The organism is Thermohalobaculum sediminis (assembly GCF_023487995.1).
Classification (GTDB): domain Bacteria; phylum Pseudomonadota; class Alphaproteobacteria; order Rhodobacterales; family Rhodobacteraceae; genus Thermohalobaculum; species Thermohalobaculum sediminis.
Map to the genome: position 1 here is coordinate 25,916 of NZ_JAMFKN010000007.1, position 22,875 is coordinate 48,790.

The 22,875-nt window shown below is 71.8% G+C and carries 19 protein-coding genes; 6 read left to right on the forward strand and 13 right to left on the reverse strand.

Going from position 1 to position 22,875, the window contains the following annotated elements:
- Positions 1–2 precede the first annotated feature (2 nt).
- From M1105_RS14315 to M1105_RS14325, 3 genes are read right to left on the reverse strand one after another with little or no spacing between them, the layout of a single operon-like run.
- Positions 3–914 carry a dimethyl sulfoxide reductase anchor subunit family protein gene (locus M1105_RS14315; RefSeq protein ID WP_249581060.1) on the reverse strand — a complete coding sequence of 304 codons (912 nt, stop codon included), beginning with the start codon at positions 912–914 and terminating at the stop codon, positions 3–5.
- Positions 914–1,663: a 4Fe-4S dicluster domain-containing protein gene (locus tag M1105_RS14320; protein ID WP_249581061.1), complete on the reverse strand. Its 750-nt coding sequence runs from the start codon at positions 1,661–1,663 to the stop codon at positions 914–916. The genes M1105_RS14315 and M1105_RS14320 overlap by 1 nt, the downstream gene beginning before the upstream one ends.
- Positions 1,660–4,545, reverse strand: coding sequence for a molybdopterin oxidoreductase family protein (locus tag M1105_RS14325; RefSeq protein WP_249581062.1), 2,886 nt, complete (start codon positions 4,543–4,545; stop codon positions 1,660–1,662). Before M1105_RS14325 ends, M1105_RS14320 begins: the two co-directional genes overlap by 4 nt.
- A gap of 184 nt (positions 4,546–4,729) precedes the next feature.
- Between M1105_RS14325 and M1105_RS14330 the strand changes: the two genes are divergently transcribed.
- Positions 4,730–5,440: a DUF1045 domain-containing protein gene (locus M1105_RS14330; protein WP_249581063.1), complete on the forward strand. Its 711-nt coding sequence runs from the start codon at positions 4,730–4,732 to the stop codon at positions 5,438–5,440.
- Positions 5,441–5,599: 159 nt separating this feature from the next.
- Here the strand turns inward: M1105_RS14330 and M1105_RS14335 are convergent, their stop codons facing one another.
- Complete coding sequence (locus M1105_RS14335) at positions 5,600–7,198, reverse strand: trimethylamine methyltransferase family protein (protein ID WP_249581064.1); 1,599 nt, start codon at positions 7,196–7,198, stop codon at positions 5,600–5,602.
- A gap of 174 nt (positions 7,199–7,372) precedes the next feature.
- Between M1105_RS14335 and M1105_RS14340 the strand changes: the two genes are divergently transcribed.
- Entirely contained in the window at positions 7,373–8,521 is a 1,149-nt protein-coding gene (locus M1105_RS14340) for an amidohydrolase (protein WP_249581065.1), read from the forward strand.
- On the opposite strand, the gene M1105_RS14345 is transcribed toward M1105_RS14340, so the two are convergent.
- Genes M1105_RS14345 through M1105_RS14375 form a run of 7 tightly spaced genes read right to left on the reverse strand, consistent with a single transcriptional unit; the run spans position 8,518 to position 17,109 of the window.
- A complete protein-coding gene (locus M1105_RS14345) occupies positions 8,518–10,980 on the reverse strand; it encodes a GcvT family protein (protein WP_249581066.1) in 2,463 nt (820 codons plus the stop codon). The genes M1105_RS14340 and M1105_RS14345 overlap by 4 nt on opposite strands.
- Positions 10,977–12,059, reverse strand: a complete 1,083-nt coding sequence (locus M1105_RS14350) for a zinc-binding dehydrogenase (RefSeq protein ID WP_249581067.1) — start codon at positions 12,057–12,059, stop codon at positions 10,977–10,979. Before M1105_RS14350 ends, M1105_RS14345 begins: the two co-directional genes overlap by 4 nt.
- A complete protein-coding gene (locus M1105_RS14355) occupies positions 12,052–12,993 on the reverse strand; it encodes a homocysteine S-methyltransferase family protein (protein WP_249581068.1) in 942 nt (313 codons plus the stop codon). The genes M1105_RS14350 and M1105_RS14355 overlap by 8 nt, the downstream gene beginning before the upstream one ends.
- Positions 12,990–13,418, reverse strand: coding sequence for an ASCH domain-containing protein (locus M1105_RS14360; protein ID WP_249581069.1), 429 nt, complete (start codon positions 13,416–13,418; stop codon positions 12,990–12,992). The genes M1105_RS14355 and M1105_RS14360 overlap by 4 nt, the downstream gene beginning before the upstream one ends.
- Before the next feature lie 19 nt (positions 13,419–13,437).
- A complete protein-coding gene (locus tag M1105_RS14365; RefSeq protein ID WP_249581070.1) occupies positions 13,438–15,888 on the reverse strand; it encodes a GcvT family protein in 2,451 nt (816 codons plus the stop codon).
- Positions 15,889–15,899: 11 nt separating this feature from the next.
- Complete coding sequence (locus tag M1105_RS14370) at positions 15,900–16,511, reverse strand: LysE family translocator (protein WP_249581071.1); 612 nt, start codon at positions 16,509–16,511, stop codon at positions 15,900–15,902.
- Positions 16,512–16,518: 7 nt separating this feature from the next.
- On the reverse strand, positions 16,519–17,109 hold the full coding sequence (locus tag M1105_RS14375) for a helix-turn-helix domain-containing protein (protein WP_249581072.1): 591 nt from the start codon (positions 17,107–17,109) through the stop codon (positions 16,519–16,521).
- 239 nt (positions 17,110–17,348) lie between these two features.
- Here M1105_RS14375 and M1105_RS14380 point away from each other — a divergent pair, with 239 nt between their 5' ends.
- Both M1105_RS14380 and M1105_RS14385 read left to right on the forward strand, forming a co-directional pair.
- Positions 17,349–18,041, forward strand: coding sequence for an SIMPL domain-containing protein (locus M1105_RS14380; protein WP_249581073.1), 693 nt, complete (start codon positions 17,349–17,351; stop codon positions 18,039–18,041).
- 11 nt (positions 18,042–18,052) lie between these two features.
- Complete coding sequence (locus M1105_RS14385) at positions 18,053–18,361, forward strand: hypothetical protein (protein WP_249581074.1); 309 nt, start codon at positions 18,053–18,055, stop codon at positions 18,359–18,361.
- Between the two features lie 3 nt (positions 18,362–18,364).
- Here M1105_RS14385 and M1105_RS14390 read toward each other — a convergent pair whose 3' ends face one another.
- The gene (locus M1105_RS14390; protein WP_249581075.1) at positions 18,365–19,582 is read right to left on the reverse strand and encodes a trans-sulfuration enzyme family protein; all 1,218 of its coding nucleotides are present in this window, start codon (positions 19,580–19,582) and stop codon (positions 18,365–18,367) included.
- A 134-nt stretch (positions 19,583–19,716) separates the two neighbouring features.
- Between M1105_RS14390 and M1105_RS14395 the strand changes: the two genes are divergently transcribed.
- Positions 19,717–20,556, forward strand: a complete 840-nt coding sequence (locus M1105_RS14395) for an FAS1-like dehydratase domain-containing protein (protein WP_249581076.1) — start codon at positions 19,717–19,719, stop codon at positions 20,554–20,556.
- A 62-nt stretch (positions 20,557–20,618) separates the two neighbouring features.
- Here the strand turns inward: M1105_RS14395 and M1105_RS14400 are convergent, their stop codons facing one another.
- Positions 20,619–20,984 carry a hypothetical protein gene (locus tag M1105_RS14400; RefSeq protein ID WP_249581077.1) on the reverse strand — a complete coding sequence of 122 codons (366 nt, stop codon included), beginning with the start codon at positions 20,982–20,984 and terminating at the stop codon, positions 20,619–20,621.
- Positions 20,985–21,498: 514 nt separating this feature from the next.
- On the opposite strand from M1105_RS14400, the gene M1105_RS14405 reads away from it, so the two are divergent.
- Positions 21,499–22,854 carry a DEAD/DEAH box helicase gene (locus tag M1105_RS14405; RefSeq protein ID WP_249581078.1) on the forward strand — a complete coding sequence of 452 codons (1,356 nt, stop codon included), beginning with the start codon at positions 21,499–21,501 and terminating at the stop codon, positions 22,852–22,854.
- Positions 22,855–22,875 lie beyond the last annotated feature (21 nt).

Sequence of the window (22,875 nt, forward strand, 5' to 3'; positions counted from 1 at the left end):
GTTCAGCGCATTCCGTAATAGAATGCCTGCACATGCTCCGCCTCGGCGAAGAACAGCCACCTCAGCGCCATCACGCCCGCGACATGCGAGACGAGCGCGGGCACCATCAGCCATCCGCCGAGAAGCGGCGCGAGGAGCGTTAAGGCAAGCGGCACGAGAAATCCCGCGACCGCGCCGATCAGCCGAAGCTGGTAGGCCCGCCTGCGGCCCACCCTGTAGGCCATCTCGTCGAGCAGGTAGTTCGACCCCGTGTGCGGCGGCTCGAACAGGCGCACCCGGCCAAGCCGTCCGAGACCGGTCGCGGTGCCGATGTCGGAGCCGGTCGAGCGGCGACCGGCGCCCGCGGCCTCGGTCTGCCACCAGACCGCGACGCCCGCCGTGAGCGCGAGCGCGAGCAGCACCCGGCCCGCCGAGACGTCGGCCCCACCCAGCGCCGACGCCGCCTCGACGCCCATGAGACCGCCCGCCCCGGCGAAGGCGAGGAACGTCTGCGGCGTGGGCGTGAGGCTCCAGCGCGGCACGGTGCGAAGCTGCGCGTAGATCATGGCCGTGGCGTAGACGGTCGCGAGCGCAAGGCCCGCGGCGATCCAGCCAACCGGCCAGAACCGCACGCCCCCCAGGGTCCAGCCAGCGGCATACATGCCGAAGGTGCCGAGTGCCGCGACCATAAGGCAGGCCTCGCGCGACAGCCAGGACGAGCGCCACTGGCTGAACGCGCGCCATGCCCGGTCGGGCCGGGCGAGATGCCCCGCCGATGCGGCGCCACCGCCCGCTGCGAAACCCAGCGCCAGGACGGCGATCCACCACCGCGCCGCCCCGTGGTCGGGCCCGAGCCCCAGCCCCGCCCAGAACACCATCCCGAGGCCAAGCCCCGAGAGCACCGTGAAGACGATGATCGACGGCGCGGGATGCATCAGCCCAAGCGCTCCAGCGCGCGGTCGAGCCAGCCGAGGAAGCCCGTGGCCTCGGGTTCCGCCAGTCGCGCAAGCTGCACGGTCTGGGGCGCCGTGGCGTGGCGGTCTCGGATGCGCGGCGGCAGGTACTTGTTGACGGGCTTCGTGCCCTGCTCGGCCATAAGGTCCATGCCGCCGCGGGCGCGCACCATGTCGCTCACCGCAGAGCCGGGGTCCGACAGGTCGCCGAAATGCCGCGCGCCGGCGGGGCAGGAACGGACGCAGGCGGGCAGGCGGTCCTCCTCGGGGATGTTGTCGTTGTAGATGCGATCGACGCAGAGGGTGCATTTCTTCATCACCCCCTCGGCGCGGTCCAGTTCGCGCGCGCCATAGGGGCAGGCCCAGGCGCAGAGACCGCAGCCCATGCAGTGGTCCTCGTTCACCAGCACGATGCCGTCCTCGACGCGCTTGTAGCTGGCGCCGGTGGGGCAGACGGTGACGCAGGGCGCGTCCTCGCAGTGCAGGCAGGACTTGGGGAAATGCACGATCTGGGCGGGCGCGTCCTCGGGCTCGATCTCGAAGCTGTGGATGCGGTTCAGCCATGTCCCGGACGGGTCGGCACCGTAGGGATGCTGGTCGCTGAGCGGCGCGCCATAGCCTTGCGTGTTCCACTCCTTGCAACTCACCGCGCAGGCGTGGCAGCCGACGCAGATGTCGAGGTCGATGACGAGGCCCATGCGGCGCTCGACACGATCCGGCAGTGTTGTCATCGCTTGCCCTCCCCGCGGGCGGTCCATGCGCTGCCCCAGCGGACCTCGGACGGCGCGGGTCCGACCGGCGAGGCCTGCCGGCCGGTGCGCGGCAGGCTCTCGCCATCACCCTCGGCCTTCTCGATGCGCACGCGCAGGTCGTACCATGCCGCCTGGCCGGTCACGGGGTCCGAGTTCGACCAGCGCAAGCCGTCGCCCTTCTCGGGCAGCAGTTCCTTGATGAGATGATTGAGCAGGAAGCCGCGACGGGCCTCGGGCGCATCGGGGCTCAGCGCCCACGCCCCCTCGCGCTTGCCGATGGCGTTCCAGGTCCAGACGGTCGAGGAGTTCACCGCCCGCATCCCCCTGACGCGGACCCGGATGCGGCCGTGATGCGAGATCACCCAGGCCCAGTCGCCGTCCGAAAGCCCCGCCTCGGCCATCGCGGCGGCCGGGACATAGAGCGGGTTCTCGCCGTGGATCTGTCTCAGCCACGCATTCTGGCTGCCCCAGGCGTGATACATCGCCGCCGGGCGCTGGGTGATGGCATGGAGGGGGTAGTCCGCGAGGTCGAGCCCCGCGCCCTCGAAGGGCTCCCACCAGACCGGCAGGGGGTCGAAGGCCAGCTTGATGCGGTCGCGCAGGTGGTCGGGCGGCTGGCGGACCCCATGCCCCTCGGCGGCAAGCTGGAAACGGCGCAGCGGCTCGGAATAGAGCTGGAACACGTAAGGTTGCGGCTTGTCGTAGAAGCCCATTGCCACGGCCCAGTCCTGGTAGCCCGCATTCGCCTGCTTCATGAAGCGCGCGCCCTCGGGCACCTCACCCTGCCAGAAGCCGCCATTGGCGACGTAAAGCGCCAACTGGTCGGGGTTCGGCGCGCCGCGCCCCTCGGCCGTCCCGTCGCCGCGCCAGCCGGCCAGAGGACCCACGCCGGGGCGGCGTTCGTGACGCACGATGTAGTCGGCGTAGTCGGCGTATTTCGGGCGCCCGCCCTCGTCGGTGAAGCCCGGCAGGCCCAGCCGCGCGCCGAGGTCGATCAGCACCGACTGGAAGCCGCGCACGTCGCGCCCCGGCGCCTGGCTCTCGGGCGGCACCACCGGCCAGCGGATCGCGTCGGCGGCATGGTCGGGCTCGGAAATCGGGCGGTCCAAGAGGCTGATGCAGTCGTGGCGTTCCAGATAGGTGGTGTCGGGCAGGATCAGGTCGGCATAGGCCACCATCTCGGACGAATAGGCGTCCGAGTAGATGATCCTCGGGATCTGATACTCGCCGTCCTCGCGCCGGCGGGTCAGCATCTCGATCACGCCCGCGGTGTTCATCGACGAGTTCCAAGCCATGTTGGCCATGTAGAGAAACAGCACGTCGACCGGGTAAGGATCGCCCGCCGCGGCGTTCGAGATGACCATGTGCATCATCCCGTGGGCGGCCAGCGGCGCCTCCCACGAGAACGCCTTGTCTATGCGCACCGGCCGCCCCTCGGCGTCGAGCGCGAGATCTTCGGGGCCGCGCGGCAGGCCCAGATGCGGGCCCGGCAACGGGCAGTTGGGCGCGGTGTGGCAGTGCGGTGTGGGATGGGCCTCGACGGGCTTCGGGTAAGGCGGCTTGAAGCGGAACCCGCCGGGCGCCTCGACCGTTCCCAGCAGAAGCTGCAACAGGTGCAGCGCCCGGCACGTCTGGAACCCGTTGGAATGGGCCGAGATCCCGCGCATCGCGTGGAAGGCGACCGGGCGACCGGTGACGCGCTCGTGCCGCTCGCCGCGGAAGTCCGTCCACGGCTCGTCGACCGTGACGGGATGGTGGAAGGCCGCGTCCGCGATCTCGGCGGCGAGGCGGCGGATCGTGGCGGCGGGGATGCCGCAGCGCGCGGCGACCGCCTCGGGCGCGTGCTCGGGGTCGAGATACTTGCGCGCCATCAGCTCGAACACCGGACTCGCCCGCCCGCCCGAGGGCGCCGGGAAGTCGCCCTTCAGTGCGGGATCGAGCCCCGGCGCGTCGAAGGGCTGCGCACGGTCGGTCGCGCGGTCCCACACCAGCGGCCTGCCCGCCTCGTCGCGCAGGAAAAGGCCGAAGGTCGGGCCGGGGTTGCGATCGATGAGGAACGGCGCGTTGGTCCAGCGCGCGAGATAGCCGACATCGACATGCCCGGTGCGGATCAGCTCGTGCACCAGCGCCAGAATGAACAACCCGTCGGTCCCCGGCGTGATGCCCACCCACTCGTCGGCGATGGCGTTGTAGCCGGTGCGCACCGGGTTCACGCCGATCACCTTGGCGCCGCGGCCCTTCAGCTTGCCAAGACCGATCTTGATGGGGTTCGAATCATGGTCCTCCGCCACGCCGAAGATCATGAAGAGCCGCGTGCGCTCCCAGTCCGGGGTGCCGAACTCCCAGAACGCGCCGCCCAGGGTGTAGAGCCCCGCCGCCGCCATGTTGACCGAACAGAAGCCGCCATGCGCGGCGTAGTTGGGCGTGCCGAACTGCTGCGCCCACCACGAGGTCAGCGACTGTGACTGGTCGCGCCCGGTGAAGAAGGCGAGCTTGCGGGGGTCGCTGGCCCGGATCGGCCCAAGCCATTCTGCCGCGGTCGCCAGCGCCTCGTCCCACGAGATTTCCTCGAACTCGCCCGAGCCGCGCGGACCCTTGCGCCTCAGCGGCCGCATCAGGCGCGCGGGCGAGTAGTGCTGCATGATCCCCGCCGAGCCCTTGGCGCAGAGCACGCCACGGTTGATCGGGTGGTCGCGGTTGCCCTCGATGTAGGAGATCAGCGGAACGCCGTCCGCGGTCTCGCGGATATGCACGTTGATGCCGCAGCGGCAGGCGCACATGTAGCAGGTGGTGCGCCGGATCTCGTCCGAGACATGCGGGCTCGTCTCGACCCTCGGCCCTGTCGCCGCCGCTCCGCTCACTGCACCCTCCGCGCCTGCACCACGAGCCCCATTTTCAGGATTTTTCCGGTGGATGCGAGGGGCCAGTTCCGGGCGGAGTGCCGGACCAGCCGAGCGGCCGCGCGGAGTGTGAAGGTCATCACAGAAACCGAATCGAAATCCTGCGATCTTTCCCGCAGATGAAGACCTTGGATGGGGCTGACAGATGATCGACATCTTCGAGCGTTTCGCGATCTCCTGGGTTCCGCAGCCCGGTAGCCCGCTGGCACGCTTCGGCGCATCGTGGACCGGCTGGTGCGCCGACGCCGCCGAGCGCCGCCCACGCTACAGCCGTACCCGCCTACCGTTCCGGCCCGAGCAGGTGACGGGGCCGCTTGAGTATCAGGGCCTGCACGCCCCGATCCGCGCGGCCTTCCGCTTCCGCGCGGGCGCCAGCGTCTGGGCCTTCGAGCGCGAGCTGTCGGCGCTGTCCGAGGTGCTGCGCGCCTTCCTGCTTCCGCGCCTCTCGGTCGCCGTGGTCGACGGGCGCATCGTGCTGACGCCGGCCGCCGGGTCGTCGGCGCTCGACGACTTCATCAGGACGATCAACGCTCGGATCGCCCGCTTCGACGCCGAGGAGGATGCCACCGGCACCAGCCGCATTCCCACGCTGTTCATGTTGCCGCTGACCCGCCGGCTGGCGCCCGAGGAGGCCGAGGCGCTGGCACGTCCGCTGGCGCGCGAGCTCGAGCCGATCCTCGCCGAACGCCAGCACGTCGTCGACTTCGCCGTGATGGGGGACCCCGGCGGCGGCCGCGCGCTCCGCGTGATCGAGCGGCTGGAGCTGGCCGAGCCGGTCCAGGCCATCGACCTGCGCGGGCTCGCCTGCAGCGGGCCCCGGCTCTACACCGGCATCGGGCTTCGGGCGATCAACTGAGACCGCTTCGCGCGGATCAAGCCGCGCTGCATGCGCCCCGGGCTCGACCCGGGGGCGCGTCCTGTCCTCGGCCATCGCGCCGAGGCCCCGCCCCGGGGGGCGGGGCAGCCCGGTCTTCCCTGACCCGCTCCCGTAGACACGGGCTCGGATGAGCCCGCCTCAGAGTCCCACCGCCTGCTGCGGCAGGTGGATGCGGAAGCGCGCTCGGATGGCCCGGTCGGTCTCGGCCGGGACATGCGCGGGGAAATAGCCGCCGAGGATCTCGTGCTTGCGCGCCACCGCGCGGGCGACCAGATCCGGGCGGCCCTTCTCGACCCACTCCTTCGGCGAGGTGCGGTCGCCGAGGCGCGGATAGACATAGTCGCGCTGCATCAGGCCCAGCGTCTGGCCATGGCCGAGGTAATGCCCCGGCCCCTCGAGGCAGACCGATCGCATCACGTCGAGCGAGAGCGCATCCTCGGTCACCTCGATCCCGCGCACGCAGCGTTGCGCCTGGCCCAGCAGATCGTCGCCGAGGATCAGGCTCTCGTGGCAGAAGCCGAGCAGCGAAGCATGCATCCCCACCGCCTCGTAGACCATGTTGAGCCCCGCGAGGCCCGCCATGACATTCGAGCACATCTGCTCCCACCCGGCCTGCATGTCCGGGAGCTTTGCGTCCGCGATGCCGGCGGCCGAGCCGCCCGGAAGGCCGTAGAAGCGGTGCATCTGCGCGCAGCCCGCCGTGAGCAGCGCCTGCTCGCCCGAGCCGCCCGACATCGCCCCCGTCCGCAGGTCCGAGACGAACGGCCATGTGCCGAACACCGCCGGGTGGCCCGGCGCGATGGCGTTCACATAGACCACCCCCGCGAGGCATTCCGCCACCGCCTGCACGATCGCCCCGGCGATCGAGGCGGGCGCCGTCGCCCCCGCCTGCCCCGCGCTCAGCAGCAGGATCGGCATGCCCGCGCGGATCAGCGCCTCCATGACGAGGCAGCTTTCGGTCGCGAACTTCATCGGCGGCACGACGAAGCAGTTCGAGTTCGAGATGAAGGGCCGGGCGCGCCACCTGTCCTCGCCGCCCGCCAGCAGGTGGATCAGCTCCATCGCCGGGGGGATGTGGGAGGCTTCGGTGAAGCTGACGCCCACATGCTTCGAGGTGCCGCGCGCGCAGGCATAGATGGTGTTGAGGTCCATCTCGAGGTTGTCCGCGATGTCGCGGCAGACCATCGGGCGCTGGAAGAAGTGCACGTTGTCCAGCGTCTCGGTGATCCGCGCGGCGTCGTAGAGGTCCTGTACCGTCGAGTCGCGATAGACGCGACCGCCCACATCGACCATGTGCACCGCCGCGCCCGCCGTGCCGTAGTGCACCCGCGTGCCGCTGAGCAGCAGATCGTGGCGCGGGTCCTGCCCGCACAGCGTGATGTCGCGCGCCGCCACCGCCAGCATGTCCTCGACCAACGCGCGAGGGAAGCGGATGCGCCCGTCCGCGCCCTGCACTGCGCCCGCATTCGTCAGGATCGCGACCCCCGAGGGCGGCGCGTCGGCGAGGCCGATCTCCTCGAGCGCGGTCAGCGCCGCCTCGTGGATGCGGGCGACGCCTGACTCGGTCAGCGGCTGGTACTGGCCGCCGCTCATGCCGGGGCGGATCGGGCGCACATCGTCGGCGAGGGGCGCGGCCCGCATCGCCTGTCGCGCGGCGCGCCCGCCCGCGCGGCGGGTGCGGCAGGTTGCGGGCTCGTCCACGGCGTCAGAGGCCGGCGCGGTATCGGTCTGGTCCATCGCATTCTCCATCGGCCGGGCAAGCGGCGCGTGCTGCATCGAAGCTAGGGAGCGGGCTGCTCGTTTCTCTCGCCCATTTGCGGCCCGAAGCGCCGCTTTCGGGCGCCGGGACGCCGCTTCCCTGCCACGGCGGGGCGCGATAGGGTGCGGCGGCCGACGGGACGGGGACCGCAGATGGATCTGACAAATCGCGACATCGTCGAGCTGACCGACTTGCGCCGGCGGCTGCACCGCATGCCCGAGGTCTCGGGCGAGGAAGCCGCCACCGCCGCCGAGGTGGCGGCGATGCTGCGCGCGGCCGGGCCCAACCGGGTGCTGACTGGCCTTGGCGGGCATGGCGTGGCCGCGGTCTGGGAGGGCGCCGGGCCCGGCCCAACGGTGATGTTCCGCGCCGAGTTGGACGCGCTGCCGATCGAGGAGATCTCGGACGCGCCGCACCGCTCGGGCATGCCCGGCAAGGGGCATCTGTGCGGCCATGACGGGCATATGGCGATCCTCGCGGGGCTCGCGCGGCTGGTGGGGCGCAGGCCGCCCGCCCGCGGGCGGGTGGTGCTGATGTTCCAGCCGGCCGAGGAGGATGGCTCGGGCGCCGCTGCGGTGATCGCCGACCCGCGGTTCGGCGGGATCGCGCCGGATTTCGCCTTCGCGCTGCACAACCTGCCGGGCCTGCCGCTGGGCGCGGCGGCGCTGGCCGCGGGGCATGTCAACTGCGCGTCGGTGGGCCTGATGATCCGCCTCTCGGGCCGCACCTCGCATGCCTCGGTGCCCGAAGCCGGGGTCTCGCCCGCGCCGGCCGTCGCGCGGCTGATCCCTGCGCTGGCGGCGCTGGGACCTGGGGGCGCGCTGGTGCCGGGCTTCCGGCTTGCCACCGTCACCCATGCGCGCCTCGGCGAGCCCGCCTTCGGCATCGCGCCGGGCGAGGCCGAGATCCGGGTGACGCTGCGGGCGCTGACGGACCCGGACATGGCCGCGCTGCTGGCCCAGGCCGAGGCGCTGGCCCGGGCCGAGGCGGCCGCCGAAGGGCTTGGCCTCGGGCTCAGCCGCCACGACGCCTTCGACGCCTGCGAGAACGATGCCGAGGCCACCGCCCATCTTGCCCGCGCGCTGCAGGCCGAGGGCGTGGCGCCGGCCGATTTCGAACTGCCGATGCGGGCGTCCGAGGATTTCGGCCGGTTCGGCCAGCGCGCGAAGGCCGCGATGATGTTTCTGGGCGCGGGCGAGCGCCAGCCGATGCTGCATAATCCCGACTACGACTTCCCCGACGCGCTGATCGCGCCGGGGGTGCGGATTTTCAACCGGGTCCGCCGCGCACTTACCGGCTAGGCCCGCACCCGCGCGGCGGTGGGATCGTAGAGCGGCTTGAGGCTCGCCTCGGCCGGGACGCGCACGCCCGCGACCTCGATCTCCCAGGCCGAGGCCATCAGCGCGGCGGGCGTCTCGCCCGGACACGGCACATAGCCCATGCCGATGGCAGCGCCGAGGTGGTGGCCATAGGCACCCGAGGTCAGCTGGCCCACGATCCGCCCGTCCCGCAGGATCGGCTCGTTGTGATAGAGCAGCGGCTCGGGGTCCTTCAGCCTGAACTGCATCATCCGGCGCGCCAGGCCCGCCTCGCGCTTCGCCAGCACCGCCTCGCGGCCGATGAAGTCGCCGAAGCGGGACGGCACCTTGTCCACCTTCACCGCGAAGCCCAGTCCCGCCTCGAGGATGTGGTCCTCGTCGGTGATGTCATGGCCCCAGTGGCGGAACGCCTTCTCGATGCGGCAGGAATCAAGCACGTGGAGGCCGCAGAGCCTGAGCCCATGCGCGCGCCCCTCCTCCTCGATCGCCTCGAAGACATGGGCGGCCTGGTCGGAGGGGACGTAAAGCTCCCAGCCCAGTTCGCCCACATAGGACACGCGATGCGCCCGGCCGCGGCCCATGGCGATCTCGACCTCTTGCGCCGTGCCGAAAGGGAAGGCGTCGTTCGCAAGGCTCGCGCCGATCGCGGGGGCGAGCAGGTCGCGCGCCTTCGGCCCCATCACCGCCAGCACCGCCTCGGCCGAGGTCACGTCGGTGGCGATGCAATGCGCGTCATCGGGCGTGAGGCGCCGGATACGGCCGAGGTCGCGGCTCGCCGTGGCGGCGGGGGTAACCACCAGGAAGGCGGTGTCGCTAAGGCGCGTGACCGTCACGTCGGCCTCGATACGACCCTTGGCGTTCAGAAACTGGGTGTAGACGATACGGCCCACCGGCACGCGGACGTCGGCGCCGCAAATGCGTTGCAGCACGTCCTCGGCGTCGCGGCCCTCGACCCGGATCTTGCCGAAGGTGGAGAGGTCGAACATCCCCACCCCTTCGCGGACGGCGCGGTGTTCCTCGGCGGCGTTCTCGAACCAGTTCTGGCGACCCCAGCTGTAGCGGTATTCACGCTCTTGCCCAGGTTTCGCGAACCAGTTCGCGCGCTCCCAGCCCCCGGTCTCGCCGAACACGGCGCCGCGGGCCTTGAGGTGCTCGTGCAGCGGCGTGCGCCGGATGCCGCGGGCGGTGGCGGGCTGGCGGTAGGGGAAGTGGTCGGCGTAAAGCAGCCCCAGCGTCTCGGTCGAGCGTTCGACCAGATACCGCTTGTTCGACTGGAAGGGCTGCATCCGGCGGATATCGACGTCCCACAGGTCGAAGGGCGCCTCGCCGTCCTCCATCCACTGCGCCAGCGCCATGCCCGCGCCCCCCGCCGACTGGATGCCGATCGAGTTGAACCCCGCCGCGACCCAGAAGCCGCGCGTCTCGGGCGCCTCGCCCAGCAGGTAGCGATCGTCAGGGGTGAAGCTCTCGGGGCCGTTGAAGAAGGTCTTGATCCCCGCGCTCGCCAGCATCGGCATGCGGTGCGCGGCCTTCTCGAGGATCGGCTCGAAATGGTCGAAATCCTCGGGCAGCTGGTCGAAGCAGAAATCTTCGGGGATGCCGTTCATCCCCCAGGGCTTCGAGACCGGCTCGAAGGCGCCGAGCAGGAACTTGCCCGCGTCCTCCTTGTAATAGGCGCATTCGTCGGGCACGCGCAGGACCGGCATCTGGCCGAGGCCCTCGATGGGTTCCGTCACGATGTAGAAATGCTCGCAGGCCTGCAGCGGCACCGAGACGCCGGCCATGCGGCCCACCTCGCGGCCCCACATGCCGGCGCAGTTGACGACGATTTCCGCGCGGATGGTCCCCGCCTCGCCGCCCATCGCCCAATCGACGCCGGTGACGCGGCCGCCCTCGCGCCGGACCCCGGTGACCTTCGCGCCCTCGACGATGCGCGCGCCGCGCATCCGCGCGCCCTTGGCCAGCGCCAGCGCGATGTTGCCGGGATCGCCCTGCCCGTCGGTCGGCAGCCAAACGCCGCCCACCACGTCATCGGTGTTGAGATGGGGGTAGCGCGCCTTCACCTCTGCCGGGCTGATTTCCTCGACCGGCACCCCGAAGGCGCGCGCCATCGAGGCCGAGCGCCACAGCTCCTCGCGCCGCTCGGCGGTCAGCGCCACGCTGATCGAGCCGCATTGCCGAAGCCCCGTGGCGGCCCCGGTCTCGGCCTCGAGCCCGCGGTATAGGTCGGCCGAGTATTTCGCGAGCCGCGTCATGTTGGCCGAGGCGCGAAGCTGGCCGATCAGCCCCGCCGCGTGCCAGGTGGTGCCGCAGGTGAGCTGCTTGCGCTCGAGCAGCACCACGTCGGTCCAGCCGAGCTTGGTCAGGTGATAGGCGACCGAGCAGCCGATCACGCCGCCCCCGATGATGACGGCGCGGGCCTGGGTGGGCAGAGTGCTCATGGGTGAACCTCGGGTGGCAGGAGGACGAGCTTTCCGGCGAAGCGCTTGGCGGCAAAATCGGCCTGTGCGGCGGCGATCTCGCGCAGCGGGTAGATGCGGGCGACCAGCGGCCGGATCAGGCCGGCGTTGATGATGCCGACCAGCCGGGCAAACACCTCGGCCGGCTGGAAGGTGCAGCCGAAGAGGGTGAGGTCGTTGAGGTAGATCGTGCGCAGGTCGGCCTCGACCACCGGGCCCGCGATGGCGCCCGAGACGGCATAGCGCCCGCCGGGAGCCAGCGCCTCGATCACGCCCCCCCAGCGCGGGCCGCCGACCACGTCGATCGCCGCGTCGAAGGCGCGCGGGGGCAGGACAGCGTCGCGCGCCAGCACGTCGTCTGCGCCTGCCTCGCGCACCGCTGCCTGCTTCGCGCCGCCCGCGAGCGCGGTGACATGCGCGCCGAGATGGCAGGCAAGCTGCACCGCCGCGAGCCCCACGCCGCCCGACGCGCCGGTGATCAGCACCCGCTCGCCCGGCGCGACGCCCGCGCGGGACAGCAGGTTCCACGCGGTGCCATAGGCACAGGGCATCGCCGCAAGCTCGACATCGCTCAGCGGCGAGGCGGTCACGTCGTGCAGGTGCCGCGCCGGGACCACGCAGAACTGCGCGAAGGCGCCGTCGAGTTCCGACCCGAGCGCGCGGAAGCCGGTGGGCGCGTCCGGCGTGGGTTCCGGCAGGTTGATGGGGCAGATCACCCGCGCGCCGAGCGGCGGGCCTTCCGCCTCCGCGCCCAGCGCCACCACTTCGCCGCAGAGATCGCCGCCCTGGATGCGCGGGAAGCTCAGCGCACCGGCCCAGCCGCCATCCTCGGCCGCAGAGCCGCCGGCGGCGTCCTCGGTGCTGCCGGTCACGGCCTTCGCATACCAGCCGATCCGGGTGTTGATGTCGGTGTTGTTGACCCCTGCCGCCAGCACGCGCACCAGGGCCTCGCCCGGGCCGGGGCGGGGCACGGGGATCTCGTCGGACCAGACCAGCGCCTCGGGCCCGCCATGGCGGATCAGCCGGACGCCGGACATGAGCACGGGCAACGGCTCAGGCATCGGCCGGGGACCTCAGGGCGCCGGGCGCGACGGTCTCGTGGCCCGCGGCCGCCAGTTCGCGGGAGATCGCCGCGATATGCGCGGGGCCGGTCTCGCAGCAGCCGCCGACGATGCTGGCGCCCTGCCCGACCCAGCCCAGCACATGCGCGGCGTAGGCGGCGGGGCCCATGTCGGCGCGCGAGCTCAGGCTCTCGACCGTCGTGCCCAGCGCGTGGCCCGCCTCGAAGGGCGTGAAGCCGTTGGCATAGCCGCCGAACGGGCGGCCATCGGCCGCGAGCGCGGGCATGGCGTGGCCCACCGCCTCGGGCGACGAGCAATTGACGAGGAGCGCCGCGACCGGGATATTGCCCAGCGCCGCGATGGCCTCGCCCAGCGGCTCGCCGCTGCGCACGGTGGCGACGGGGTGCTCGGCCACGGTCCAGGACACCCAGACCGGCAGGCCCGAAGCGGCAGCGGCCCGCGCCGCCCCCGCGGCCTCGCCCGCCGCGGCCATCGTCTCGCACAGGAACAGGTCCACATGCGGCGCCTGTTCGGTCACCACGCGGGCGTAGATCTCCGCCGCCTCGTCGGCGGGGCGCGCGATCTGCGGCAGGTACGACCATTCCAGCGGCGGCAGGCAGCCCGCGATGGCGACGTCCGCGCCCGCCGCCCCCGCCCGGTCGCGGGCACGCAGCGCCAGCTCGCAAGCCGCCTGCTGAAGCGCCGCGAACCGGTCCTCGATGCCGAAGCGCCGCAAGCGGCAGGGCTCGGCGGAATAGGCGTTGAGCGTGATCACGCGCGCGCCCGCGCGGATGTAGTCGAGATGCAGCTCCTCGACCGCGTCGGGGCGGTCGATCATCACCTGCGCCGACCAGAGCGGCGTGGGCGCAAGCCGGGTGCGGGCGAGCAGTTCCTGCCCCATGCCGCCATCGGTGAGGACGATCTTGCTCATCATGCTTCCTTCTCGTCCCGGTCGAAGCTCTCGATCATGCGAAAGCGCTCGCAAACCAGCATCATCGCGGGATCGAAGCCGCCGTTTCGCTCGAGCCAGACGCGATGATCGGCACGCCATCCCTCGAGGTCGTCATTCTCGCCTTCGGCAAGGGCAAACGCCTCGTCCACCGCGTCGAAGGGGCGCCACGCGATCTCGACGGTCTCGATCACCAGCGCCGGCGTGCCGTCCCAGGCCAGCGCGATATCGCGCCGCCCGACCTCGGGCATCGCCTCGCGCCCGGCCTCGACATCGCGCAGGGCCGTGACGGTCGCGGTCTTCCTTCCTTCGCGGACGAGACCGGTGAGGCGCGAACACAGCGCCTCGGTGTCGCCGAACCGGAAGGTCCGGGCGTCGGGGTAGCGCCGCTTTGCCTCGTCGAGCGTCATCAGCCGTCTCCGGTGCGGTTCAGGCCTTCAGCCTTGCATTCGCCGGGTCCCACAGCGGCGCGTCCGGCTGGACCATCGCTGGACGGCGCTGACCGAAGATCTCGACCTCGACCCTCGTGCCCGGCACTGCCAAATCCGCGCGCAGCATGCCCAGCGCGACCGATGCCCCCACCCGGTAGCCCCAGGCGCCCGAGGTGGTCTCGCCCACCACCTGGCCCTCATGCCACAGCGTGGACATGTAGGGGGCATCCGAGGCGCCCGCCTCGACGATGAGCGCCACGAACCGCTTGGTGACGCCGCGCTGCTGTTCGGCCATCAGCGCCGCCTTGCCCGGGAAGTCGTGCGGCTTGTCGAACTTCACGAAGCGGTCGAGCCCGCCCTGCAGCATGGTGTAGTCGGTCGAAAGGTCGCCCTTCCACGCCCGATAGCCCTTCTCGATGCGCAAGGAGTTCAGGGCGAACATGCCGAAGGGGCGCAGGCCATGGGACTGCCCGGCCTCCCAGACCGCATCGAACACCTCCGCCGTGTCGGCGACCTTCGTGTGGATCTCCCACCCCAGTTCCCCCGCGAACGAGACGCGGATCAGCCGCGCCCAGCGCCCGGCGATCTCGGTCGCCTGGTGGGTGAGCCAGGGCTGCGAGAGGTCGGCCTTGCAGACCGCCGCAAGGATGGCGCGCGAGGCCGGCCCGCTGAGGATCTGGGTCGAGTATTCCTCGGTCCGGTTCGTGAGCGTGATCCCCTCGACGCCCTCCAGCCCGCGGGCGAGGATGTCGAAGTCGTGCCCCTCGGCTGCGGCGGCCGTGATCAGCGTCATCAGGTCCTCGCGGTGGCGCACGACCGACATCTCGGTCACGATCCGCCCGCGCTCGTCGGCGAAATAGACGAGGCCGATCCGCCCCACCCGCGGCACGACGCCGGTGATGCGCGACGCAAGCCATTCTGCCGCCCCCGCGCCTTCGAGGTTGAAGCGCGAGAAGCCGGGCAGATCGAGGATCCCGGCAGCGTCGCGCACCGCCTCGCATTCCTCGCGCACACGGGGCTCCCACGGGCCCGCGCGGTCCCAGGTCTGGGTCGCTTCCTCGGACGTGTCGTCGCCCGGCTGCGCGAACCACAAGGCCCGCTCCCAGCCGTTGAAGGCACCCATCTGGCCGCCGAGCCGCCTGATCCGGTCGTGGATCGGCGACAGGCGCCGGTCGCGCGCGGCGGGCCACGCGTGGTGCGGGAAGTGGATGGCGTATTCGTGGCCATAGACTTCGCGCGCCTTGTCCACGCAATACTGGTGGTCGATCCACGGCCCGAAGCGGCGGGGGTCGCAGGACCACATGTCCCACTCGGTGCCGCCTTGCGTCACCCACTCGGCCAGCACCTTGCCCGCGCCGCCCGCCTGGCAGATGCCGAAGGTGAAGACGCAGGCCTCGAAGGCGTTCGGCACGCCCGGCATAGGGCCGATCAGCGGGTTGCCGTCGGGGGTATAGGGGATCGGCCCGTTTATGACCTTCGACAGTCCCGCCTTGCCCATGACGGGGACGCGCGCCAGCGCATCCTCGAGATAGGGCTCGAGCCGTTCCAGGTCGTCGGGCCAGAGCTGGAAGGAGAAGTCCTCGGGCATCGGGTCGTCGGGCGTCGCCCAATGGGCGCGGCATTCGCGCTCGTAGGGGCCGAGGTTGAAGCCGTTCTTCTCCTGCCTCAGGTAATAGCTGACATCCACGTCGCGCAGCAGCGGAAGTTTGCGGCCGCGTTCGGCGGCGAGGGCTGCAACTTCCTCCACCTCCTCGAACAGGATGTACTGGTGGCTCATGGTCGCCATCGGCACGGTGCGGCCGAACATAGCGCCCACCTCCTGCGCGCGGTAGCCGGCGGCGTTGACCACGTACTCGCATCGGATTTCGCCTTGCGGCGTGGTCAGCACCCACTCGCCCCCCTCGCGCCGCGCCGCCGTGACCGGGCAGAAGCGGATCACGCGGGCGCCGAGATCGCGCGCCCCCTTGGCCAGCGCCTGCGTCAGCTGCGCGGGGTCGATGTCGCCGTCATAGGGGTCCCAGAGGCCGCCCTTGAGGTCGTGGAGCTCGAGGAAGGGGTAGCGCTCGCGCAGCTCCGAAGGCCCGCAGACCTCGAGCTCCATGCCCTGGTAGCGGCCCATGCCCTTGACGCGCTCGAACTCCTGCATCCGCTCGCGCGTGTGGGCGAGGCGGATCGAGCCGGTGACGTGGTAGTTCATCGGGTAGTCCACGCGCTCGGCCAGATCGCGATACAGCTCGGCCGAGTAGCGCTGCATGTTCATGATCGACCATGACGACGAGAAGGTCGGCACGTTCCCCGCCGCGTGCCAGGTCGAGCCCGAGGTCAGCTCGTTCTTCTCGAGCAGCACGCAGTCGGTCCAGCCCGCCAGCGCAAGGTGATAGAGCGCCGAGGCGCCGACCGCCCCCCCTCCGATGATCACGACGCGCGCGTGCTGCGGCAGATCGGCCATGACGCCCTCCCTCAGTTGATTGCAAGCCGGGCCGCGAGCCCGCCGAAGACGATCGCCGAAAGCCGGTTCATCACCCGCCCGGCGCGGCGCAGGCGGGCCGCGAAATGCCCCGCCATCAGGCCGTAGCCGCAATTGACCGGCACCGAGCCGACCGCGAACAGCGCCCCCAGCGCCGCGATCTGCGCCCAGACCGGCCCCGCCTCGGGCCGCACGAACTGCGGCAGGAACGCCAGCACGAAGATCGCGACCTTGGGGTTCAGCATGTTCGTCAGCGCCCCGCGGCGCAAGGCGCGCCAGACATCGGCCGACCCCCGCCCTTCCTCGGGCGGCCCTGCCCGCCAGGCCTGCACCGCAAGCCACATGAGATACGCGGCCCCCGCCCAGCGCAGCACGTCGAACAACACCGGCTCGGCCGCGATCAGCGCCGCGACGCCGGCCGCCGCCAGGCCTACATGCCACAGGCTGCCGATGCTGACGCCCAAGCCCGCCGCCAGCCCCGCGCGCGGGCCGCCCTGCGCGCCCGAGGCGGTGATGAACATCACGTCGGCCCCGGGCGTCAGATTCAGCGTCAGCGAGGCCGCCATGAAGGTCAGGATGGTCAAAAGCTCGAATTCCGGCACCATGGCCTCCTCAATAGACCGGCGGCGCGATCACCCAGATCGCGACGGCGGGCTCGCCGCCCGGGTTGCGCCAGCGGAAGGGCTCGCCCCGAATGCGGAAGCTGTCGCCGGGGCCGAGCCCGATCCAGCGCCCGCCGAGCCAGAGGTCGAGCCGGCCCGACACGAGATAGCCCGCCTCCTCGGTCGGGCGCCGCGCCTCGTCGGCCAGCTCCGCGCCGGGCTCGAAGACCGAGCGGACGATCTCGAAGCTGCCGGAAAGGTCGGGCGAGAGCAGCTCCTCCCGCAGCCCCTGCCCGGCCGAGCCCAGCACCCGGCGCGCACCGGCGCGCACGATGTGGCCGCGCTCGTGCTCGGGGCCCGGCGCGCCGCCGAAGAACAGCGAGAGCGGCTGGTCGAGCGCCGAGGCGATGCGTCTGAGATCCGCGATGGCGGGATCGGTCAACCCGCGCTCGACCTCGGACAGCCAGCCGACCGAGCGGCCGACCCTGAGCGCGAGCGCCGACAGCGTCAGCCCGCGCGCGCGCCGAAGCGCCCGCAGGTCGGCGCCGACGCCGCCCGCCCGCGCGCTCTCGTCCAGCCGTGCCGCCTGATGCTGCGCCATCGCGCCCCTGCCGCCCGGGGCCGCACGCCCAATGCGGCACGGCCTTGCGTGAAATCCTGCGCCAGATTTTCACACGGCATCCCGTCCGAATGCGCCACCCGCCGTCGCATTCTGGCGCCCCGCACGCCGCACGCCGCGATTTTTTTCGCGCGCCCCGCTGGAGTGCGCGCCCCTTGCGCGTAAGATCGCGACTAACCCGTCCCGGCCATCCGCCCGGACGCCACAGAGAGGATCGCCCCATGCTGCGCCTGATGGTCGTCGTCGCCCTGCTCGTGGCGGCCCCTGCCCTCGCGGACGAGGACAAGCTGCCCCGCACCCTATCGGTCACCGGTCGCGGCGAGGTGACGGCACCGCCCGACATGGCGCGCGTGAGCCTGGGCGTCACCACCGAGGGCAACACGGCGGGGCAGGCGCTCGACCGCAACTCGAAGGCGATGGCGGCGGTGTTCAAGGCGCTGAGGGACGCGGGCATCGCCGAGCGCGACATCCGCACGACGAACGTCTCGCTGTCGCCGCTGTGGTCGCATCCGCAGGCGGGCGACGAGCGGCCGAAGATCCGCGGCTACAGCGCCAGCAACACGGTGCAGGTGACGGCCCGCGACTTCGCGGCGCTGGGCGGACTTCTCGACCGCGCCACATCGGCTGGCGCCACCGACATCGGCGGCATCTGGTTCGACGTCTCGGACCGCGAGGCCCGGCTCGACGCGGCGCGCAAGGCGGCGGCCGAGGACGCGCGGCGCAAGGCCGAGATCTACGCAAGCGCGATCGGCGTGAAGCTGGGGCCGGTCATCTCGCTCGCCGAGGGCGGCGCGGTGGTGCCGATGCCGAAGTTCGAGATGCGCATGGCGATGGCCGACGCCGCGGCGGTGCCCATCGCGGGCGGCGAGGAAACGCTGTCGGCCATGGTCTCGGTCGTCTTCGGGATCGAGTGAGCCGCGCCCCCGTGAGACCCGTCACCGCCTTCGCCCTGTTCAACCTGCTGGGCGCGCCGCTGATCGGGCGGCTGGTCTGGCTCGGCATGGGCGCGCTGCATGGCGGCGGCGCGATGTTCGGGGCGGTACTGCTGTCGGTCGTGGCGGCGGCGGCGATCCTCTGCGTCAACCTTGTGCTCACGCGCCGCGCGGCGCTCGGCGGCCTGCCGAAGCCGGGCGTGATGGCGATGGCCGCCGTCACGCTCGTGACCTTCGGGCTGACGGTGGGGACAGGGTTCTTCTCGCCCCTCAACCTGATCTGGGCGCTGCTGCGCGCCTGACGCCTACAGCACCGCGTCGAGGTCGCGGATCAGATCGGCTGCGTCCTCGAGCCCGATCGAGAGGCGGAACACCCCCTCGCCCGCCCAGTCGCGATAGGCGTCGGCCCCGGCGCCCGTGAGGCGGAACGAGGTTTCCAGCAGGCTCGCCGTCGGCATCCAGCACACCAGCGTCCGGTGATGACCCAGCGACACCGCGTGGTGGATGACCTTGAGCCGCGCCGCCATCCGCGCCGCCGCCTCGGCCCCCTCGGCCTCGCCGCCCCGCACGCGGAAGGTCATCATGCCCGAGAAGTTGCGCATCTGCCGCCGGGCGAGGTCGTGCTGCGGGTGGCTGGGCAGGCCCGGATAGACCACCCGGGCGATGCGGGGGTCGGCTTCCAGCCACTTCGCCACCGCCATTGCGGTCTCCTCGTGCGCGCGCATCCGGATCGGCAGGGTGGCGGCGCCGCGGGCGATCAGCCAGGCGTTGAAGGGGCTCATGACACCGCCGAAATGGACGATCGCCTCGCTCACCAGCGGGCGGATCAACTCGGCGCGGCCGCAGACCACGCCGCCCACCGCGTCGCCATGCCCGCCCAGATACTTGGTGGCCGAGTGCATGACATAGTCGGCCCCGAACTCCAGCGGCCGGGTGGCGACTGGCGAGGCGAAGGTCGAATCGATCGCAAGCCGCGCGCCCGCGGCATGGGCGATGCGGGCCACCGCCGCGATGTCGGTGAGCCGCATCAGAGGATTGCAGGGCGTGTCGATGAAGACGAGCCGCGTCCCCTTGGTCACCGCGGCCTCGACCGCCGCGAGGTCGGACATGTTCACGGTCACCACCTCGACGCCCATCCGGGGCAGCGTGTCGCGCGCAAGCTCCGCGATGCCGGCGTAGCTCACGTCCGACAGCACCAGCCGGTCGCCCGAGGACAGCTCCGCCAGCAGGATCGCATGCGCCGCCGCCATCCCCGAGGCGAAGGCCGCGGCCGATTCCGCCCCCTCGAGCGCCGCCACCTTCTCCTCGAGCCCGCGCACCGTCGGGTTGGCCCAGCGGGTGTAGACGAAGGGGCTGTCCTCGGTCAGCTCGCGGGCCGAGAAGCCCTCGGGCCGTTCCGTCACGAAGGTCGAGGACATGACGATGTTGGGGCTCGACGCCCCCGTCGCAGGGTCGGGCCGCTCGCCCGCATGGATCGCGAGCGTCCGCGGCCCCGCGCTGTCGGTATCCAGATTGCGCGCCATGGCCGGTCCCTCCCCTGTTGCCGCGGCCCAGTCCTGCGCGGGCCGCGGGGCCGCGTCAACCATCCGCGTGCGGCAAGGCTGGATCGGCGGGCCGGTTTGCCGCTATGCCGGGGCGCAAGCCGAAGGAGCCCGCGATGACCACGCCAAACCCCGCCGACTGGATCGGCCGCAGCCGGACCGAGACCGACCCGATGCATCCCTGGGCCGCGAACGCGCTGGTAGCCACGCTGGGCCTCGCGCGCGCGCCCTTTGGACCGGGCGACGCGCTTCCGCCCTTCTGGCACTGGATGCATTTCCTCGAAGCGCGGCCGCGGGCCGATCTGGGCCCGGATGGCCACCCCGCCACGGGCGGCTTCATGCCGGCGGTGCGTCAGCCGCGGCGGATGTGGGCGGGCGGGCGCGTCGAGTTCCCCGGGCCGCTGCCGCTTGACGCGCCCGCGACGCGGCACTCGACCATCGCGGATGTGGCGGAAAAGACCGGGCGGGCGGGCGAGATGACCTTCGTGACCGTGCGCCACGAGATTTCCGGCGCCGCGGGCCTCGCGGTCGTCGAGGAGCAGGACATCGTCTACCGATTCGACCCCGCCCCCGGCACGCCGTGGCCCGCGCCCCGGCAGGCCGCAACCGACGAGACCGCCCGGCGCGACTGGTCGCTGGGGCCGGTCGAACTGTTCCGCTACTCGGCGCTCACCTTCAACGGTCACCGCATCCACTACGACCTGCGCCACGCAACGGAAACCGAGGGCTATCCCGGTCTCGTCGTCCACGGGCCGCTGCTGGCGACGCTGCTGCTCGAGCTCGCGGGCGAGATGGCGCGCGCGCGGCCGATCGGCCGCTTCGCCTTCCGTGCCGTGGCGCCGGTCTTTGCCGACGAGCCCTTCGCCGCCTGCGCGCGGGAAGGGGCCGAGGGGCTGCAGCTCTGGGTCCGTGCCTCCGACGGGCGGCTCGCGATGGAGGCGAGCGCCGGGCTCTGACGGCGCAGACCATTCATGTCAGCAGGTTATGCCGTCTGCGGCGGCGGGCAGGTGGCCCCGCCTCAGCGCCCGTCGCCCGGCCCACCGAGCAACGCGGCATGGGCGGGGCGCTCGTAATCCGCCGGCGCCGCGCCCGCGCGGCCGTGGCGCTTGAAGTCGTAGCCCGCCAGTCCGTCGCGCGCCCAGGACAGCACGACGAGGTGGCGCCCGATGCGCTCCTCGCCCTTCACGATGTCCACGAAGCCGCGCAGGTGCGGCATGTTCTCGGCGCGGATGACCATGCGGGTCTCGGTCAGTTCGACCACCGGGTGCCGCTGCGCGCCCGTGATCGCCGCCGAGATCGCGAAAAGGCCGGGAGAGCGGCGCCGGCCGGGAGCCTGCTCGCGCCCGAGGGCGGAGCGCACATCGCTGGGCAAAACGTGTTCCATCACGCAACTCCAACAGCTCCCCGTGAAAAGATTGCGCCGATTCGTAAAGAATAGGAATAACCACTTTGAGACAGTTTCGAATCCGCCCCGCGACAGTCGGCGGCGCGCGCCCGGTCCTCGCAAGCTGCCGTCCATGCCGCAGCGCAACAAGTCCTTGACTTTCCCCCGCCCGCGCCCGATGTGAGGCGGGCACGTTGCTCGGCCGTCGCGTGAACGGCCCGCACCCACCCTCTCGCGCCCTCCGGCGCGGCAACCCGGTGCAGGACACGATGCAGGCGCCCCGCCGCGACAGCGGCGCAGGGCCGATCACCGACCGGGTTCCCATTTCACGCTGGGTTCTCACGATCCGACCGCCCGGCGGGGAATCCGCCCCGGGGGCGCGAGCGCGATCGGAACCAGCTTCACGGGTCCCGCCCGGCATGGTGCCGGGCGCATGGGCCCCCGTTCTTCGCATCCCGCCCCGTGGCGGGCGGCGGGCCGCAAGCGTGCCCGCCTTATGAAAGAGGCATACATCTTGACGACTTTCGAAGCCCTCGGGCTTTCCAACACCCTCCTGCGCTCGGTCGCCGCTCTCGGCTTCGAGGCGCCGACGCCGATCCAGCGCGACGCGATCCCGCATGTGCTGGCCGGCCGCGACCTGATGGGCCTTGCCCAGACCGGCACCGGCAAGACCGCGGCCTTCGGGCTGCCGCTGGTGCAGCACCTGATGGCCGAGAAGCACCTGCCCGAGGCGCGGGCCGTGCGCGCCCTGGTCCTCGCGCCCACGCGCGAGCTGGTGAACCAGATCGCCGACAACCTGCGCGCCTATGTAAAGCGCACCGACCTGCGCGTGGCCACGGTCGTTGGCGGCGCCTCGATCAACAACCAGGTCCGCGCGCTGTCGCGCGGCACCGACGTACTGGTGGCGACGCCGGGGCGGCTCCTGGACCTCGTCGAGCGCCGCGCCGTGCGGCTCGACACCGCCCGCTTCCTCGTGCTGGACGAGGCCGACCAGATGCTCGACCTCGGCTTCATCCACGCGCTCAGGAAGATCGCGACGCTGGTGGGCAGCCCGCGCCAGACGCTGCTGTTCTCGGCCACCATGCCGAAACAGATGGAGGAGCTGTCGCGCGCCTACCTGAACGACCCCGTCCGCGTCGAGGTCTCGCCCCCGGGCAAGGCCGCCGATCTCGTGCGCCAGTCGGTGCACTTCGTCGAGCAGTCGGCCAAGCCCGACCTGCTGAAGCGCCTGCTGGCCGAGGACCGCGACGCGCTGAGCCTCGTGTTCTCGCGCACCAAGCACGGCGCCGAGCGGCTGATGAAGCAGCTTTGCGCCGCGGGGATCAACGCGGGCTCGATTCACGGCAACAAGAGCCAGGGACAGCGCGAGCGCGCCATCGCGGCCTTCCGCAAGGGCGAGATCCGGGTGCTGGTCGCCACCGACGTGGCCGCGCGCGGGATCGACATCCCCGGCGTCAGCCACGTCTACAACTTCGACCTGCCCGAGGTGCCGGAATCCTACGTCCACCGCATCGGTCGCACCGCGCGGGCGGGCGCAGGCGGCGACGCGGTCGCCTTCTGCACCGCCGAGGACGTCGGCCTTCTGCGCGCGGTCGAAAAGCTGACCGGCGTGCCGGTCGCGGTCGCCAGCGGCGAGGTCCCGCCCGAGCAGCGCGGCAGCCGCCCCGCATCGCGCCGCGGCCGCCCGAACGGACAGCCCCGCGCGGCGGGTGCTGCGACCGGCAAGCCGAACGGCCAGCGCCGCCAGCCCGAGCATGCAAGCCACGGGCATGGCAACGGCCCGCGCCATGGCGCCCCGCAGAAGCCCGGCGCCGCCGCGGCCGCCAAGCGTCGCCGCCACCGCCCGGCGCGCGACCACGCGATGGCCTGACACAAGAACCCGGCCGCCGCG